Annotated in this window: 18 protein-coding genes and 1 pseudogene; 12 read left to right on the top strand and 7 right to left on the bottom strand. The window is 67.2% G+C overall.

The window, feature by feature from the left end:
• Nucleotides 1–237: 237 nt before the first annotated feature.
• The 4 genes from J9611_RS12585 to J9611_RS12570 are packed head-to-tail and all read right to left on the bottom strand — an operon-like array spanning nt 238 to nt 2,352.
• The gene (locus J9611_RS12585) at nt 238–705 is read right to left on the bottom strand and encodes a YbaK/EbsC family protein (RefSeq protein ID WP_307857092.1); all 468 of its coding nucleotides are present in this window, start codon (nt 703–705) and stop codon (nt 238–240) included.
• A gap of 10 nt (nt 706–715) precedes the next feature.
• Nucleotides 716–1,603 (bottom strand): SURF1 family cytochrome oxidase biogenesis protein, encoded by an 888-nt coding sequence (locus tag J9611_RS12580; RefSeq protein WP_211880636.1) that lies wholly within the window; start codon nt 1,601–1,603, stop codon nt 716–718.
• Nucleotides 1,604–1,861 carry a hypothetical protein gene (locus tag J9611_RS12575; protein WP_211880634.1) on the bottom strand — a complete coding sequence of 86 codons (258 nt, stop codon included), beginning with the start codon at nt 1,859–1,861 and terminating at the stop codon, nt 1,604–1,606.
• Nucleotides 1,858–2,352 (bottom strand): DUF3099 domain-containing protein, encoded by a 495-nt coding sequence (locus J9611_RS12570; RefSeq protein ID WP_211880632.1) that lies wholly within the window; start codon nt 2,350–2,352, stop codon nt 1,858–1,860. The genes J9611_RS12575 and J9611_RS12570 overlap by 4 nt, the downstream gene beginning before the upstream one ends.
• A 150-nt stretch (nt 2,353–2,502) precedes the next feature.
• Here J9611_RS12570 and J9611_RS12565 point away from each other — a divergent pair, with 150 nt between their 5' ends.
• The 3 genes from J9611_RS12565 (at nt 2,503) to J9611_RS12555 (ending at nt 4,445) form a co-directional block, all read left to right on the top strand.
• Nucleotides 2,503–3,228 (top strand): beta-ketoacyl-ACP reductase, encoded by a 726-nt coding sequence (locus J9611_RS12565; RefSeq protein WP_211880630.1) that lies wholly within the window; start codon nt 2,503–2,505, stop codon nt 3,226–3,228.
• A gap of 103 nt (nt 3,229–3,331) precedes the next feature.
• Nucleotides 3,332–3,751, top strand: a complete 420-nt coding sequence (locus J9611_RS12560; RefSeq protein ID WP_211880628.1) for an Hsp20/alpha crystallin family protein — start codon at nt 3,332–3,334, stop codon at nt 3,749–3,751.
• A gap of 262 nt (nt 3,752–4,013) precedes the next feature.
• On the top strand, nt 4,014–4,445 hold the full coding sequence (locus tag J9611_RS12555; RefSeq protein ID WP_211880626.1) for a DUF309 domain-containing protein: 432 nt from the start codon (nt 4,014–4,016) through the stop codon (nt 4,443–4,445).
• 59 nt (nt 4,446–4,504) lie between these two features.
• Here the strand turns inward: J9611_RS12555 and J9611_RS12550 are convergent, their stop codons facing one another.
• On the bottom strand, nt 4,505–5,110 hold the full coding sequence (locus tag J9611_RS12550) for a cysteine hydrolase family protein (RefSeq protein ID WP_211880624.1): 606 nt from the start codon (nt 5,108–5,110) through the stop codon (nt 4,505–4,507).
• Nucleotides 5,111–5,411: 301 nt separating this feature from the next.
• Between J9611_RS12550 and J9611_RS12545 the strand changes: the two genes are divergently transcribed.
• The 4 genes and pseudogenes from J9611_RS12545 (at nt 5,412) to J9611_RS12535 (ending at nt 7,954) form a co-directional block, all read left to right on the top strand.
• Nucleotides 5,412–5,819, top strand: a complete 408-nt coding sequence (locus J9611_RS12545; protein WP_211880622.1) for a nuclear transport factor 2 family protein — start codon at nt 5,412–5,414, stop codon at nt 5,817–5,819.
• Between the two features lie 563 nt (nt 5,820–6,382).
• Complete coding sequence (locus J9611_RS12540; RefSeq protein ID WP_211880620.1) at nt 6,383–6,823, top strand: VOC family protein; 441 nt, start codon at nt 6,383–6,385, stop codon at nt 6,821–6,823.
• 44 nt (nt 6,824–6,867) lie between these two features.
• Nucleotides 6,868–7,062 (top strand): annotated as a pseudogene (locus J9611_RS21915) (recombinase family protein); the annotation flags it as partial.
• A gap of 139 nt (nt 7,063–7,201) precedes the next feature.
• On the top strand, nt 7,202–7,954 hold the full coding sequence (locus J9611_RS12535) for an SDR family oxidoreductase (protein ID WP_211880618.1): 753 nt from the start codon (nt 7,202–7,204) through the stop codon (nt 7,952–7,954).
• Nucleotides 7,955–8,039: 85 nt separating this feature from the next.
• Here the strand turns inward: J9611_RS12535 and serB are convergent, their stop codons facing one another.
• Entirely contained in the window at nt 8,040–8,957 is a 918-nt protein-coding gene (gene serB / locus J9611_RS12530; protein ID WP_211880616.1) for a phosphoserine phosphatase SerB, read from the bottom strand.
• 187 nt (nt 8,958–9,144) lie between these two features.
• Between serB and J9611_RS12525 the strand changes: the two genes are divergently transcribed.
• The 4 genes from J9611_RS12525 to J9611_RS12510 all read left to right on the top strand — a co-directional run bounded on the left by J9611_RS12525 (nt 9,145) and on the right by J9611_RS12510 (nt 11,998).
• Complete coding sequence (locus J9611_RS12525; RefSeq protein WP_211880615.1) at nt 9,145–9,930, top strand: ABC transporter ATP-binding protein; 786 nt, start codon at nt 9,145–9,147, stop codon at nt 9,928–9,930.
• A gap of 15 nt (nt 9,931–9,945) precedes the next feature.
• Complete coding sequence (locus tag J9611_RS12520; RefSeq protein ID WP_211880614.1) at nt 9,946–10,731, top strand: sulfite exporter TauE/SafE family protein; 786 nt, start codon at nt 9,946–9,948, stop codon at nt 10,729–10,731.
• 46 nt (nt 10,732–10,777) lie between these two features.
• Nucleotides 10,778–11,587: a TrmH family RNA methyltransferase gene (locus J9611_RS12515; RefSeq protein ID WP_211880613.1), complete on the top strand. Its 810-nt coding sequence runs from the start codon at nt 10,778–10,780 to the stop codon at nt 11,585–11,587.
• 153 nt (nt 11,588–11,740) lie between these two features.
• On the top strand, nt 11,741–11,998 hold the full coding sequence (locus J9611_RS12510) for a type B 50S ribosomal protein L31 (protein ID WP_024365679.1): 258 nt from the start codon (nt 11,741–11,743) through the stop codon (nt 11,996–11,998).
• 259 nt (nt 11,999–12,257) lie between these two features.
• On the opposite strand, the gene J9611_RS12505 is transcribed toward J9611_RS12510, so the two are convergent.
• Nucleotides 12,258–13,421, bottom strand: coding sequence for an epoxide hydrolase family protein (locus J9611_RS12505; protein ID WP_211880612.1), 1,164 nt, complete (start codon nt 13,419–13,421; stop codon nt 12,258–12,260).
• A 61-nt stretch (nt 13,422–13,482) separates the two neighbouring features.
• Here J9611_RS12505 and J9611_RS12500 point away from each other — a divergent pair, with 61 nt between their 5' ends.
• Nucleotides 13,483–14,481, top strand: coding sequence for a helix-turn-helix transcriptional regulator (locus J9611_RS12500; protein ID WP_211880610.1), 999 nt, complete (start codon nt 13,483–13,485; stop codon nt 14,479–14,481).
• The last annotated feature ends 92 nt before the right edge of the window (nt 14,482–14,573 follow it).

The raw sequence follows: 14,573 nt of genomic DNA, 5'->3' as shown, positions 1-14,573 counted from the left end.
TGAGCAACTACACCGGCGCCGTCGTCCTGGTCAGCCACGATGAAGGTGCCGTCGAGGCGCTGAACCCGGAGCGGGTCGTGCTGCTGCCCGACGGCGTCGAGGACCTCTGGAACGAGGACTACCTGGACCTGATCACGCTGGCGTAAGGCGCAGCCCGCACCCAAGTAGCTCGCAGTTGTTGCCGTTTTGAGCGCTCAGAACGGCAACAACTGCGAGCTACTTGGGTTAACGGGCGGGTTACCGGACAGTCATCTCTTCGGCGTCCGTGATGCGCTGCAGCTCCTCGTAGCTGATGGAGAACATCGAGTTGTGGTCGCCGGCTCCGGCCCAGAGGATGGGATGCTGGCGCAGGGAGCTGTCCAGGAGCGTGCGGATCTTCTCGGGGTGGCCAACGGGCGCCACTCCGCCGACGCGCTGGCCGGTGTGCGCCAGGACGAACTCGGCGCTGGCGCGGCGGATCGCTCCTTCGCCCAGCCCTGCCGCGACCTTGCCGACGTCGACCCTGGCGGCGCCGCTGGCAAGGATGAGCAGGGGAGCGCCCGCGAGCTCGAAGACGAGGCTGTTCGTGATCGCCGCGATGTCACAACCGAGCGTGGCGGCCGCGGCGGCCGCCGTCGGGACCGCTGCGTCAAATACCGTCACCGTGTCCTCGGCGCCTGCCGCGGTGAGCGCCCTCTTCACATTCGCTACCGGCTCAGGGTACACGCGGCCTCCTTCAGTAGCCCTGGGCGTCCAGGATCGCGTCTTCCTCTTCCTCCGCCGTGGCGTTCTTCCGTTTCCGGGGAACGGGGCGCCGACGGTTAAGAACATCGGCCGGGCCGCTGGAGTGAAGGTAGCCGCCGTCCCCATCCTGCGCTGCCTCGTCCTCGGCGTCGATGGCCGCGTTGCGGGCCTGCTGCCGGGCGGCGTAGCCGAAGCCGACGAACATCAGCACGCCGAACGCAAACCACTGCAGCGAGTAGGACAGGTGCGTGCCCTCCTCGGTCGAAGGCTTGGGGAACGCGACGGGCATCGCAGCCACGGAGGGGCTCTCGGAGGCCAGCTGGCCGTAAGCGCCGGCCAGCAGGGGGTAGCCCAGCTGGGCGGAATAGGCGGCCAGGTCGATCGAGGCCAGCTGGCCGTCCGGGGCCCCGCGCTGGAGCTCGGGTTCGGCGGGTTTGAGGCGGGCAATGACGGTCACCTGGCCCTGCGGCGGAGCCGGGACCGAGTCGGGATGGCCGGGGTTGTCGTTGCCGATCGGCAGCCAGCCGCGGTCGATCACGACCGTCTCGCCGTTGTCCAGCTTGAGGGGGACCACCACCTCGTAGCCGGGCTGGCCGTTGAGCGGCCGGTTGCGGACGACCCGCTGGCCGGCGGTGTCGTAGCTGCCCCGGAGTTCAACCTGGGTCCATTCGCGCTCGGCGTCGAGGCGGATGAACTCGTCCCGGGCCTGGGCGAACGTGACCGGGGCGGCCGAGTAGTTGCTCAGGACACGGTTGATTCCGGCGAGAGTCTCGGCGCGGCGGTCCATCTGCCAGCGGCCCAGCCCCACGCAGGCAGCGGCGAAGATCGCGGCGAGCAGCAGGTACCCCAGCCACTTACTGGAGAAAAGAAAACGGTACATTCAGCTGACCCCGTCCGGCACCGCGGCGTCGAGGGCGAGCGTTTCCTTCCAGAGCCCGCGGGTCTGCAGGTAGTCTTCGAGCCAGGCCCGGTGCCCGCCGCAGGCGAGCCAGATCTTGCGGCGCTCCGGGGTGTGGATCTTCGGGTTATTCCACAGCAGCTGCCACTGTGCCCCGGCCCGGCAGGCCTTCCGTGAGCACACGGCACCGGCGGGCTCGACGGTGCCGCCGCCGTTTCCGGCGAGGTCAAAAAGATTCATGAAGCGGCCCGTCCCTGTTCGCCGTTGTCCTCAATAGGTCCGTCGTCATCCTCGATCAGCTCGCCCTGCAGCAGCGTCATCGAGGCGTCTTCCTCGGCGCCCCTCGCCGTGCCGGAAGCAGCGCCGGAAGCAGCGCCTGTAGCGGTGCCGGCCCCGGCGTCCGGGGCGTCCAGTTCGCCCATCGGGACGTAATCCAGCAGCGCATCGCTGTGGATCTCCGCCTTGTCGCTGCCGTTGGCAATCACCACGGCGACCCAGGGGAGGAAGACGGCACCCAGGACGGGAAGGACCTTGAACCAGCCATCAACCACAAACACCAGGATGAGGCACACCATGCGGATGCCCATCGCCACGGCATACTTGATCATCCGCCCGCGCATCTCTTCCGAGTGCGCGGCGGCGGCATCGGTAATGCTGTGCACCTCGGCGTCGCCGGATAGCGGTTCCGGGGTCCCGGGCGCAGACCCATCGGGTCGGTTTTTGAGTGTCAAGGCTGTCAGATCACCCTCCCAAGGCTTGCTCCAATTCTCTCACCATAGGCGGAGCCGCCCAAACGGACGCGTGCCGGGCGCTAAGATCGGAGGCAGGAAAATCCAGCCCCCAGCGCGGCCCCGATCCGCCGCAGAATCCCGGAGCACCACATGTCTGAAGCATTGACCACCGGCCGCAGCGTCCTGATCACCGGCGGAAACCGCGGCATCGGCCTGGCCATCGCCGAATCCTTCCTCGCAAACGGGGACAAGGTGGCGGTCACCTACCGCAGCGAAGCCAACCTGCCCGAGGGCATCCTCGGGGTCAAGGCCGACGTCACCGACGAATCCTCCGTGGACGCCGCCTTCGCCGAAGTCGAAGCCGCCCATGGCCCCGTGGAGGTGCTGGTCGCCAACGCCGGGATCACCAAGGACACCCTGCTGATGCGTATGAGCGAGGAGGACTTCACCTCGGTCATCGACACCAACCTCACGGGCGCCTTCCGCGTCATCAAGCGGGCCTCCAAGGGGATGATCCGGGCACGCAAGGGCCGGGTGGTGCTGATTTCGTCCGTCTCGGGCCTCTACGGCGCCCCGGGCCAGATCAACTACTCCGCCTCCAAGGCAGGCCTGGTCGGGATCGCCCGTTCGCTGACCCGCGAACTGGGAGGGCGCGGCATCACCGCGAACGTCGTGGCGCCGGGCTTCATCAACACGGACATGACGGCGGAGCTGCCCGAGGCAACCCAGAAGGACTACCTCTCCAAGGTCCCCGCCGGCCGCTTCGCCGAGGCCTCCGAGGTCGCCGGCGTCGTCCGTTGGATCGCCAGCGACGAAGCCGCCTACATCTCGGGCGCGGTCATCCCGGTCGACGGCGGCCTCGGGATGGGCCACTGACCCAGGGCCCATTTGCCCTTTGCGCTTCCGACCGGGGGAGCGTGTACTGGAGTTACAGCCCCGGACTGCGCAAGGGCAGGGGCATGGAATCAGGAGGATTATCATGGCTGACCTCAGCAAGTTTTCTCCCTCGGAAGTGCTGGAGCCGATCCGTCGCTTCCTCGAGGGCGAGCTGCCGATGATGCCGTCAATGAAGGTGGAACAGTTCCTGGACGGCAGCACGCTGGTGGTCCGGGCCGAGGTGCCCGGGATCGATCCCGACCAGGACGTCGACGTCTCCGTCAGCGAAGGCATGCTGCACATCAAAGCGGAACGCCAGGAGAAATCCGAGCACAAGAGCAAGTCAGGCTACCGCTCCGAGTTCCGCTACGGCTCCTTCTCGCGCAGCATCGCGCTGCCGGCAGGGGCAAAGGAAGAGGACGTCACGGCCACCTATAAGGACGGGGTCCTGGAGGTCCGGGCCCCGGCTCCCAGGACGGCGCCGGACGCGACCGCCAAAAAGATCAGGATCGATCACGGCTGACACGCGGCGGCCCGCCGCCCCCGCCTGCGTCTCACTAACTCCTGACACCGGCGGCGGATCGCGGCAAGCGAAGCATGGCCGCCGATGTCAGGGGACTCAAGACCGATGAGGAGACCTATCCGCTCTCCGCCGGGCAGCCCATAAGCGGGACGATCAGCGGGACGGCATCCTTTGCGGCGGAACGGATGTTCCAAGGGCCGGGTCTTACTATTGGGCGTATGAAGGTTAGTAAGGTTCGGGGACGCTCTGGGCGGAAACTTCAATGACCGGTGACAGGGACCGGGATGCTTCAAGGCGCCCGCGGCAGGCCCGGCCACGTGACGCTCTTGGACGGCCGCTGCCGTACGGAAGCGCCGGCGTCGAGCCGGTCTCCGAGGAGCCGCTGCCGCCGGCGCAGACCTTGGTCTCGGCCCGGAGCCTGGTGGAAGCCGGCCGGCCCTTCGCCGCCCATGAGGTACTCGAGGCCCGCTGGAAAGCCGGGCCGGCCGAAGAACGCAACCTGTGGCAAGGTCTCGCCCAGATCTGCGTCGGGCTCACCCACGCCGCCCGGGGGAACAGCGTTGGCGCGCTCCGGCTCTTCGAGCGCGGTGCGGCCCGGCTCGAGGAGTACGGTTCCGGCGAAGGGCCGACCTACGGGCTCGACTTGTCCGCCGTTGTGGATTGCGCACGTGATCGGATGCGCACCGGCCGTTGAGCGGCGGCCAGCGGCGGAGTCACTTGGAAATGTTGAACGGGCAGTCCCGCCCGCTCCGGCTACCGGGCGGTGGCTGCGAGCTGCGGTACCTGTTCGAGCAGACCGGCGGTGGTCACGACCGTGGCGAACTCCCCATGTAGATTCACCCCGGTCATCCGGGACAGGGCAGCTGCGGCAACGTTCTCACCGTCCGGAGCGGTGCGGTCAAAGGTGTGGGTGGCATCCAGGGGGAAATACACCCGGTAGCCGAGGTTGCCCCCGACTCGGGCCGTGGTCTCGCAGCAGTGGTTGGTGGTGATCCCACAGACGACCAGTTCCTCGATGCCGTTCTCCTGCAGCCAGGCGTGCAGGTCGGGAGTGCCGTGGAAGCTGGAGTTGACGTTCTTGCGCACCAGTAGATCCGGGCTGCCGGTGATGATGTCCTTGAACGCGTTGCCGGGGTTGTCCGCGTGCAGGGGCGAGGAGGAGGAGGTGGAGTCATGGCGGACGAAAATGACGGGGCGGCCGGTTTCTCGCCAGCGGGCCAGGAGGGCCGCGATGTTCGCCTCACAGGAGGGGTTATCGCGCGGACCCCAGTAGGCGGCGTCATCGAAGCCCTGTTGGGCGTCGACAATCACCAGTGCGGCGCGGGGATCACGGGTGAGGGGCAGGGAAGAAGTCTTCACTTTCGCGATGATAGCAACACCGCTGCTCGTACTCGCGGGCTTTGTTCGAGGACAGCCGCGCTGGGGCACGCCGGACCTGCGACTGGCTGCGCCGTAGGCAGTTCAGCGACAGGGACGATTCAAAAGTCCGGTCCTTCGGACGCTCCGAAGGCGGCATGAGCGGACGTAGCCGGCCGGCCGATGGGCTCGAGCTGTGATCGCGGACTACGCCCGAGGAACGTTGTCGCTTGGAGTTCGATCCCACCCATTGTCATGCAAGGAGCCTGAAGTTACCATTAGTTCCGGCCCGAGGAGGTGAGTGATGCTCGACGAGACGGACCTCCTGCAGGCTCTGCGGCGTCACTGGGAGTACTCAGGCAAGGACGAGGACGTCGCCCACGAGATCTACCACGACGACGCGGTGCTTGAGTTCCCTCAGTCTGGCGAACGGTTCGAAGGCGTGGAGAACTTCCGCGAATGGCGACGGCAGTACCCGGCGAGGCTCAAGTTCCACACTCGGCGAATCACTCATCGTGCCGACCTGGTCGTTGTGGAGAACCTGATCAGCTACGACGGCGCGCCATGGATGTACACCGTCAGTCTGATGGAGTTCAGGGGCGACCGGGTTGCGCACGAGCGGATCTACATCATGGATGGCTGGGATGCTGCGGAGTGGCGCACCGCATGGCGCGCCGAGGGGTCTGCAGACCCGCCCCCGCCACCTCCATAGCTCGACAGTTTGTACTCGCACCATGGAGCCCCCACCGCCGACGAGGCCGACCAGGTCCGTGACCTCATCCACCTCGACCGCTTGCGCGCCCCGATGACTCATCAACAAATGACGCCTACGAGATGCTTGACGTTGCGATTTCAGAGGGCGCGCATACGTTTTGAGCCAGGACTTACGGCGTGACCCGATGCGGCCGCAGCCACTTGAACGAGGAACTGTACGACCAGCAAAACCTGGACCACATGATCCGGCAACGGTGAAAAGCCAGAGGTGGCGGTCAAAACAGGCCCACTCCGGCGGCCTGGGGTCTGTTTGGGGAACGCTGAGCGGGCGGTTTCCCGGCGGGTGTAGTGCGACACCTGAGCTGGCGAATTCCACTACTGCCAGCCGGTGACTTGGGTGAGGACACCGCGGCAAGCGGACGTGCTTACGGCGGTCCTCACCAGCGCCGGAGGCCCCGACCATTCGGACCTGACTCGTCCCCATTGGCCGATCCCCTCGCGGGACACCGGGCCGCCAAATAGCAGCGACAGAAGACCGCGGCGTGCTATATGGTCGGAGACATGGCAGTTCAGCGGATGGACAACGTCGCCATCGTCGTCGACGACCTGGACGCCGCTGTCGCGTTCTTCACCGAGCTCGGCATGGAGCTGGAAGGCAGGGGGCCGATCGAAGGCCTTTGGGCGGACCGCACCGTCGGACTCGACGGCGTCCGGAGCGACATCGCGATGATGCGGACCCCGGACGGCCACAGCAAGTTGGAGCTGACCAAGTACCACACCCCCGCGGCATCCGGCGCCAAGCCGGAGAACCCGCCGCCCAACACGCTGGGTCTGCATCGCGTCATGTTCGCCGTCGACGACATCGATGACACCATCGCCCGCCTGCGTCCCCACGGCGCCGAACTCCTCGGCGAGGTGGCGCAGTACGAGACCATCTTCCGGCTCTGCTACCTCCGCGGCCCCGCGGGCATCATCGTCGCCCTGGCCGAACAGATCGGCTGACGCCGGAGAAGACCTTCACAGACCATGGCCTCACCGGCGCCAACCGGGTCCGGCCGGGACTCAGCGAAGCGAAGGGCCGCCTCCGGGGGAAGCAGCCCAAGCTTTCCAAGGCACAGGAGGCGCACCTGGTCTCCGTTCACCGGGCAGCGACGCACACGACGGCGGAACTTGCCGAACTCTTCGCGGTAGCGCGCTCAACCGTCTGCCGTGCCATCAAACGCGCAGACGACGCCGCATGACCGCTTAGCGTGAATTACCGTACCGGTCCTCCTCGGACACTGCTTTTTTGTGGATCCCGAACAACTGAAAAGTCTCCGCCCGCTGGCATGATGGACTGCAGACCCGCAGTATTTGGATGTTTGGAACAAAGGAGCTCGAATGGGACTGCTGGACAACAAGACCGCGATCGTGACCGGTTCATCGCGGGGAATCGGCGCGGAAGTCGCCAAATTCCTCGCCGCCGAGGGTGCGGCCGTCGTCGTGAACTACCGCCAGAAGGCGCCGCGGGCCAACAAAGTGGTCGCGGAAATCGAAGCCAACGGCGGCCGCGCCGTCGCTGTCGGCGCCGACCTCACCACCCAGGAGGGCGTGCAGGCACTGGCCAGCGCCGCCATGGAGAACTTCGGCTCGCTCGACGTCCTGGTCCTCAACGCCTCCGGCGGCATGGAATCGGGCATGGAAGAGGGCTACGCGCTGAAGCTCAACCGCGACGCCCAGGTCAACATGCTCAACGCCGCCGTCCCGCTCATGCCCGAAGGCTCCCGCGTGGTCTTCGTGACCAGCCACCAGGCCCACTTCATCAACACGGTGCCCACGATGCCGGAGTACGAGCCGGTGGCCCGCAGCAAACGCGCCGGCGAGGACGCCCTCCGCGGGCTCGTGCCGGACCTCGCCGGGAAGGGCATCTCGCTCGTTGTGGTCTCCGGCGACATGATCGAGGGAACGGTCACGGCGACCCTGCTGGACCGCTCCAACCCCGGTGCCATCGAGGCCCGCCGCGCCGAAGCCGGCCGGCTTTACTCGGTGTCCGAGTTCGGAGCGGAGGTCGCCAAAATGGTGACGGCCGACGTCGGGACCGGCCACACCGAATACGTCGGCGGCGGCGACTACTTCGGCAAGAGCGCCGAATAAGTTGAGCTGACCAGGTCAGCAGAACAGGCAAAGGCCGGGGCGGTTGCCCCGGCCTTTGCAGTATCCAAACGTTCAGGAAGCGCGGTTACACCCCGGCGATGTGCCGCACGGTGTCGAGGTAGGGAAGGTTCACGGCGGCGTCGGCCGCGGCGCGGACCGCGGGCTTGGCGTTGAAGGCAATGCCGATTCCGGCGGCGCCCAGCATGTCCAGGTCATTGGCGCCGTCGCCCACGGCGATGGTGTGCTCCATCGGAATGCCTTCCGCGGCGGCCCACTCGCGCAGGTACTTCTCCTTCGCCGCACGGTCGACGACGTCGCCGAGCACCTTGCCGGTCAGCGCGCCGTCGACGATCTCGAGCTCGTTGGCGATCCAGTAGTGCAGCCCGAGCCCCTCGGCGATCGGGCGGAGGATCTGGTTGAAGCCGCCGGACACGACGGCCACGGCATGGCCGGCCGCCCGGAACGCCGCGACGAGCTCCGCCGCGCCGTCAGTAAGTTTCACCTCGGCACGGACGGAATCGACGACGCCGGCCGGCAGCCCGGCGAGCACCGCCACCCGGGCGTGGAGGCTCTGGGCGAAGTCCAGTTCGCCGCGCATGGCCGCCTCGGTCACCGCCGCCACTTCCTCGCGCTTGCCGGCGTGGGCCGCCAGCAGTTCGATGACCTCCTGCTGGATCAGGGTCGAGTCGACGTCCATGATCAGGAATTTCCGCGGCGCGTTCCGCAGGGCGGCAGGAACGAGCGCGACGTCGACGCCGTCGACCCCGCTGTCCGCCACGGCCCGGCGGAGCCCGGCCAGCGCAGCGCCGGTGGGCGCGGTGTCGGATGATCCGGTGCCGGGCTCCAGGGCGCAGTCCGCGGTATACACCTCGAAGCGGCCGTCGCCGGTGCGTGTTTCCGCGTCGCAGGCGAGCCCCGCTGCAGCGAGCAGCGCGCGCACGCGCTGCACCTCGGGAAGGGAAAGTTTCAGGCCATAGCTGACCGCGGTCACGTGCGAACTCATGGCTGCAATCCTAGCGAGCGGGCACGGGCGGCCCGAATTCGTTGCGCTTCGGGGCCGGCTGCGTGACGCTCCGGCGGCGCTGCTGCGCCTGCCCGGGGGCGGACGCGGAACCCGCGGACGACGCCGGACTGCCGGGCCGGCGGTCCGGTTATCAGTCGTCCGCTCTTTTGTCCTAGTGTCTACTCCTATGAGTGATGTTTTGGAAATGGCCGCAGTCAGCGTTGTGCGTGGGGCAAAGACCCTCCTGGACAAGGTGGACTGGCAGGTCAAAGAGGGTGAGCGTTGGGTGATCCTGGGCCCCAACGGCGCCGGCAAGACCACTCTGCTGCAGATCGCGGCGGCCCGGCTCCACCCCACGAGCGGCATGGCCGGCATCCTGGAGGAAGTCCTCGGTGCCGTCGACGTCTTCGAACTCCGGCCCCGGATCGGCCTGTCCTCGGCTGCCTTGGCCAACCAGATCCCGGAGCAGGAAAAGGTCCTCAACGTCGTCGTGACGGCAGCCTATGGCGTCACCGGCCGCTGGCGGGAGGGCTATGAGAAGGACGACGAACGCCGCGCCTTCGGCCTCCTCAACGAATGGGGGATGGGCCCGCTGCTCAACCGGCCATTCGCGTCGCTGTCCGAAGGCGAGCGCAAGCGCGTCCAGATCGCCCGCGCCCTCATGACGGACCCGGAACTGCTGCTGCTCGACGAGCCGGGCGCCGGGCTGGACCTGGGCGGACGTGAGGACCTCGTCCACCGGCTCAGCGAACTCGCCCTGGACGATTCCGCCCCGGCGATCGTCCTGGTCACCCACCACCTTGAAGAGGTCCCGCCCGGCTTCACGCATGCCCTGCTGATGCGCGACGGCGGCGTGGTGGCCTCCGGCCCCATCGCCGAGGTCCTCAGCGCCAAAAACCTGAGCGAAACCTTCGGCCTGCCGCTGGACGTCAGCGAGGCCGCCGGGCGGTACACCGCCACCGCCCGCCGCTGACGGGCCGCTGAGCGCGTGGAGTACCTCAACGGCGTCTTCATTTTCTTCGCCGGGCTGTGGGCGGGCACCATCAACTCCGTGGTGGGTTCCGGCACGCTCGTTACCTTCCCGGTGCTGATCGCGCTCGGCTACGCGCCAGTCACTGCCTCCATCAGCAACGCCATGGGCCTCGTGGCCGGCAACGCCGCCGGGGCCTGGGGCTACCGCAAGGAACTCGCGGGACGCGGCAAAGCGCTGCTCCGGCTGCTGCCCGCCTCGCTGCTGGGCGGCATCACCGGCGCCTACCTGCTGTTGCACCTGCCCGAGAAGGTCTTCGGCTACGCCGCTCCCGTGCTGATCGTCGTGGCCCTGCTGATGGTGGTCTTCCAGCCGCGGCTCCAGCAATGGGTCCGGAACCGGGAGCAGAACCCCGAGCACGCCATCCGCGACCGCAGTCACGGCATCCTGCTCGTGGTGCTCGTCTACCTGGCCGGCGTCTATGGCGGGTACTTCGTCGCGGCCCAGGGGATCCTGCTGGTCGGCATCCTGGGTGTCTTCATGGCCGGGACCATCCAGAACGCGAACGCCATGAAGAACATCCTGGTGCTCGGCGTGAATATCGTGGCCGCTGCCTCCTACCTGCTCTTCGCCTTCGGCCGGATCAACTGGGCGGTGGTGGGGCTGATCGCCGTCAGCTCCCTGATCGGCGGGATAATCGGTTCCAAGGTCGGCCGCCGGCTCTCACCGGTGGTCCTGCGCGGGGTCATCTTCACGCTGGGCATTGTGGCCCTGGGCTTCATGATCGCCAACCTCTTCAAATGACCTGCCCAAATAGCCTGCTGAAATAACGTGCCGAAATGACCTGCCCATGACCTTCCACTACCTCGACTCCGCCGACGATCCGCGGGTCTCCGACTACACGCTGCTGACGGATGTGCACCTGCGCAAGATCAGGGAACCCGCGGAAGGCCTGTACATCGCCGAGTCCTCCCGGGTGCTGCGCCGCGCCCTCGCAGCCGGCCACCGGCCCCGGTCCTTCTTCCTGGCCGAAAAGTGGCGGGAGGACCTGGCCGACATCTTCGCGCAGTACCCGGACGTGCCGGCCTACATCGGCTCCGCGGCCCTCCTCGAGGAAATCACCGGCTTCCACCTGCACCGCGGCGCGATGGCCGCCATGCACCGCCCGGCCCCCGTCCCGCTGCCGGACCTCCTCGCCGGCGCCCGGCGGGTGGCCGTGCTGGAGGACATCGTGGACCACACCAACGTCGGCGCGATCTTCCGCTCCGCGGCGGCGCTGGGCGTGGACGCCGTCCTCGTCTCGCCGCGCTGCGGGGACCCGTTGTACCGGCGCAGTGTCCGGGTCAGCATGGGCACCGTGTTCCAGGTGCCGTGGGCGCGGCTCCAGGACTGGCCCGGGGACCTGGCGGTGCTCCGCCGGCATGGCTTCACGGTGGCGGCCCTGGAGCTCACCGGGGACGCCGTCGGCCTCGACGAACTCGCCGCCCGCCAGCCGGAACGGCTGGCCCTGGTGCTCGGCACGGAAGGCGCCGGGATGAGCGAAGGCACCCTCGCCGCCGTCGACCTCGCCGTGAAGATTCCGATGCGCGCGGGCGTCGACTCGCTCAACGTCGCGGCGGCGTCGGCCGTCGCCTTCTGGGAACTGCGGCCCCGGGACTGACGGTCCGGCCGCGGCCTCGCCAGGGTGGTCGTCCGCGCTGCGGAAATCCGCTAGAATAGGTAGCTGGCTGTGACGTGCCCCCGGGCACCGAACCGCCATCCCATTCATACCTGGCAGCTGGCAAAATCCAGTTGTGCGAACAAAGGTCCCATTATGAAGTCTGATACCCACCCGAAGTACGAAGCTGTTGTTTTCAACGACCTGGCTTCCGGCGTCAAGTTCCTGACCAAGTCCACCGTGTCTTCCAAGAAGACCATCGAGTGGGAAGACGGAAACACCTACCCGGTCATCGACGTCGAAATCTCGTCCGAGTCCCACCCGTTCTACACGGGCAAGCAGCGCATCATGGACTCTGCAGGCCGCGTCGAGCGCTTCAACGCTCGCTTCAAGGGCTTCGGCGGCAAGAAGTAACTTTCTTCCCCAAGGTCTTTTTGCAGGAAAGCCCGCACCGTCACGGTGCGGGCTTTTTTGCGTCCAGCGTCGGGGTCTGAGGGGGATCGGTACGGAAATTCACGATTCGGGCGCATCGGTGCGGATTTCGGCTTGTGACTGTTAACTACGTTCGGCTGTTAAATCGCAGCTTGAAATGGCGGTTTTGCGGTTCCGTTGAGGAACCGCTTGCGGGACGCCCGAGCGGTTAGTTGGGTTGCAGGGGTAGAGAGCCCGTGCGTCACTGCTTCAGTTCGCGCAGGAAACTGCGGAGGTCGTCGATGAGAAGTTCCGGCTCTTCGAGGGCGGCGAAGTGGCCGCCGCGGTCTTCGATGTCGCTCCAGCGGACAATCGTGTTCGCCTGGCTCGATTGTGAGCGGATGCCGACGTCGTGCGCGAACTGGATCGCCGCGGTCGGCACCCCCGAGTTTACTGGCGCGGCGCCCCAGGAGCTTTGGGCGTAGCCGACGTAAGCGGACGAGCCGCCACTGGCGGTGAACCAGTACAGCGAGGCGTTCGCCAGGATCCACTCGCGTCCGAGGATCTCATCAGGCAGCATCTCGAGTGGCCAGGTCCAGGCGCGGAACTTGTCGAGCATCCAGGCCAACTGAGCAACAGGCGAGTCGGCAAGGGCGACGCCGACGAGGCCAGGCCGGGTGGACTGGATGGCAATGTAGCCAAACTCCTCGTTCATGAACCTACCGACGCGCGCAATCCGGTCCTGGTCGAGCGGGCTCATCGCGACCCGGGCATCCTCGCCGATGTCGCTTGGGAAGCCAAGTGCTCCGTTGACGTTCACGCCGATCACCCGCTCGGGTGCCACGCGGGCGACCTCCGGGGAGATGGAGGCGCCCAGGTCGCCGCCCTGCACCGCGAAGCGCCCGTAGCCGATGCGGTCCATCAGCTGGACCCATGCCGCAGCGATGTGCGCGGTGGTCCAACCGGCGCATTGGAGCGGAGTGGAGAAGCCGAAGCCGGGCAGCGAGGGGATGATCAGATGCGCGGCATCTGCCCTGTCGCCGCCGTGGGACTCCGGGTCGGTGAGCGGGCCGATGAGGTGCAGGAACTCGAGGAACGACCCGGGCCAGCCATGGGTGAGGATCACCGGCGTCGCATCCGGCACGGCAGAACGAACGTGGGCGAAGTGGATCCGCTGGCCGTCGATGACCGTCGTGAACTGCGGGACCTCGTTCACGCGCGCTTCGAAGGTCCGCCAATCGAAATCCTCGGTCCAGGCGCTGACGAGTTCATGGAGGTAGCCGCTGGGGATGCCCGTGTCCCAGCCGTCTCCGGGCAGCGGGGCGGGCAACCGGGTCGCGCGAAGGCGGGATGCCAGATCGTCGACGTCTGCTTGCGGGATGTCGACGAGGAAGGGGGTGATGGTGCTGTCGTGTGCGATGTTCATGAGAACACTCTCGCAGGCAAGGCGGACAGCTTCTGTCCTGCTATTCGGGGATGATGGATCCATGTGGGATACGCCCGGACGGATGCTACGACTACTGGCGCTCTTGCAGCGACGGCGCGACTGGAACGCCGAGCAACTCGCCGAAGAGCTCGAGGTGACGCCACGCACCGTGCGGCGGGACATCGGCCGATTGCGGGAGCTCGGCTACCCCGTCACGACCGTGCTGGGTGCTGGGGGCGGCTATCAACTCGAGGCCGGAGCGTCACTCCCGCCCCTCATGTTCGACACCGACGAAGCCGTCGCCGTCATGGTCTCACTCCAGGACATGGTGGCCAACACCGCCACCGGCACCGCCGAGGGCGCCCTGAGCGCGTTCGACAAACTGCACCGGGTCATGCCACCCCGTTTGCAGCCCGTCGTCGAGGCGCTCTCGGCCCACACCAGCAGCCTCGACCTGGGGACAGCAATCGGCGCACCGGCTGAACCGGTCAACATCACCACGCTCGTGCTCCTCGCGCGCGCCTGCCGCGACCGCCGACAGCTCCTGTGCCGGTACCGCCGCTACTCGGGCGAGACCGGAAACCGGCAGCTCGAACCGTTACACCTCGTGCACACGATGGGCCACTGGTACCTCCTCGCCTACAGTCTAGAGGCCGCCGGCTGGCGCACCTTCCGCGTCGACCGCCTCAGCGAAGCGCAGATCACGAACAAGCCCAGCTACCCGCGGAAACCGCCAGCCGAGGACCTGCACGAGTACGTGACGGCGCAATTGGCGGCCGGATGGCGGCAGGTCACCGGGACCGTCCGAGTGCACGCTCCGTGCGCCAAGGTCGACGCCTGGGTCAAACCGGCCTGGGGAACCGTCACCGAGGAGACTGCTGACACGTGCATTGTGAACGCCGGCGCCGACAGCTACCAGGCAATGGCCAGATGGCTGCTACTCATCGGCGCCCACCTCACCGTCCTCGAACCACCAGAACTCCGCACCGCATTCACGGACCTCGCATCGGACATCGCCCGCATCGCCGACGACACCCCCGGCGGGGAACGTGCCATATAACGGTCCCCCCTACGGGAATCCGAGCCGCTGACCTCCGACGTTGCAATGTCGAGCAGAACACCGTCCTGTAATTCTCCGCGGTATTTGGCGTG

It is taken from the genome of Pseudarthrobacter albicanus, assembly GCF_018224015.1.
Taxonomy (GTDB): domain Bacteria; phylum Actinomycetota; class Actinomycetes; order Actinomycetales; family Micrococcaceae; genus Arthrobacter; species Arthrobacter albicanus.
The sequence above is the reverse complement of the archived record's forward strand: the minus strand, read 5'-3'. Positions and strand labels throughout refer to the sequence as shown.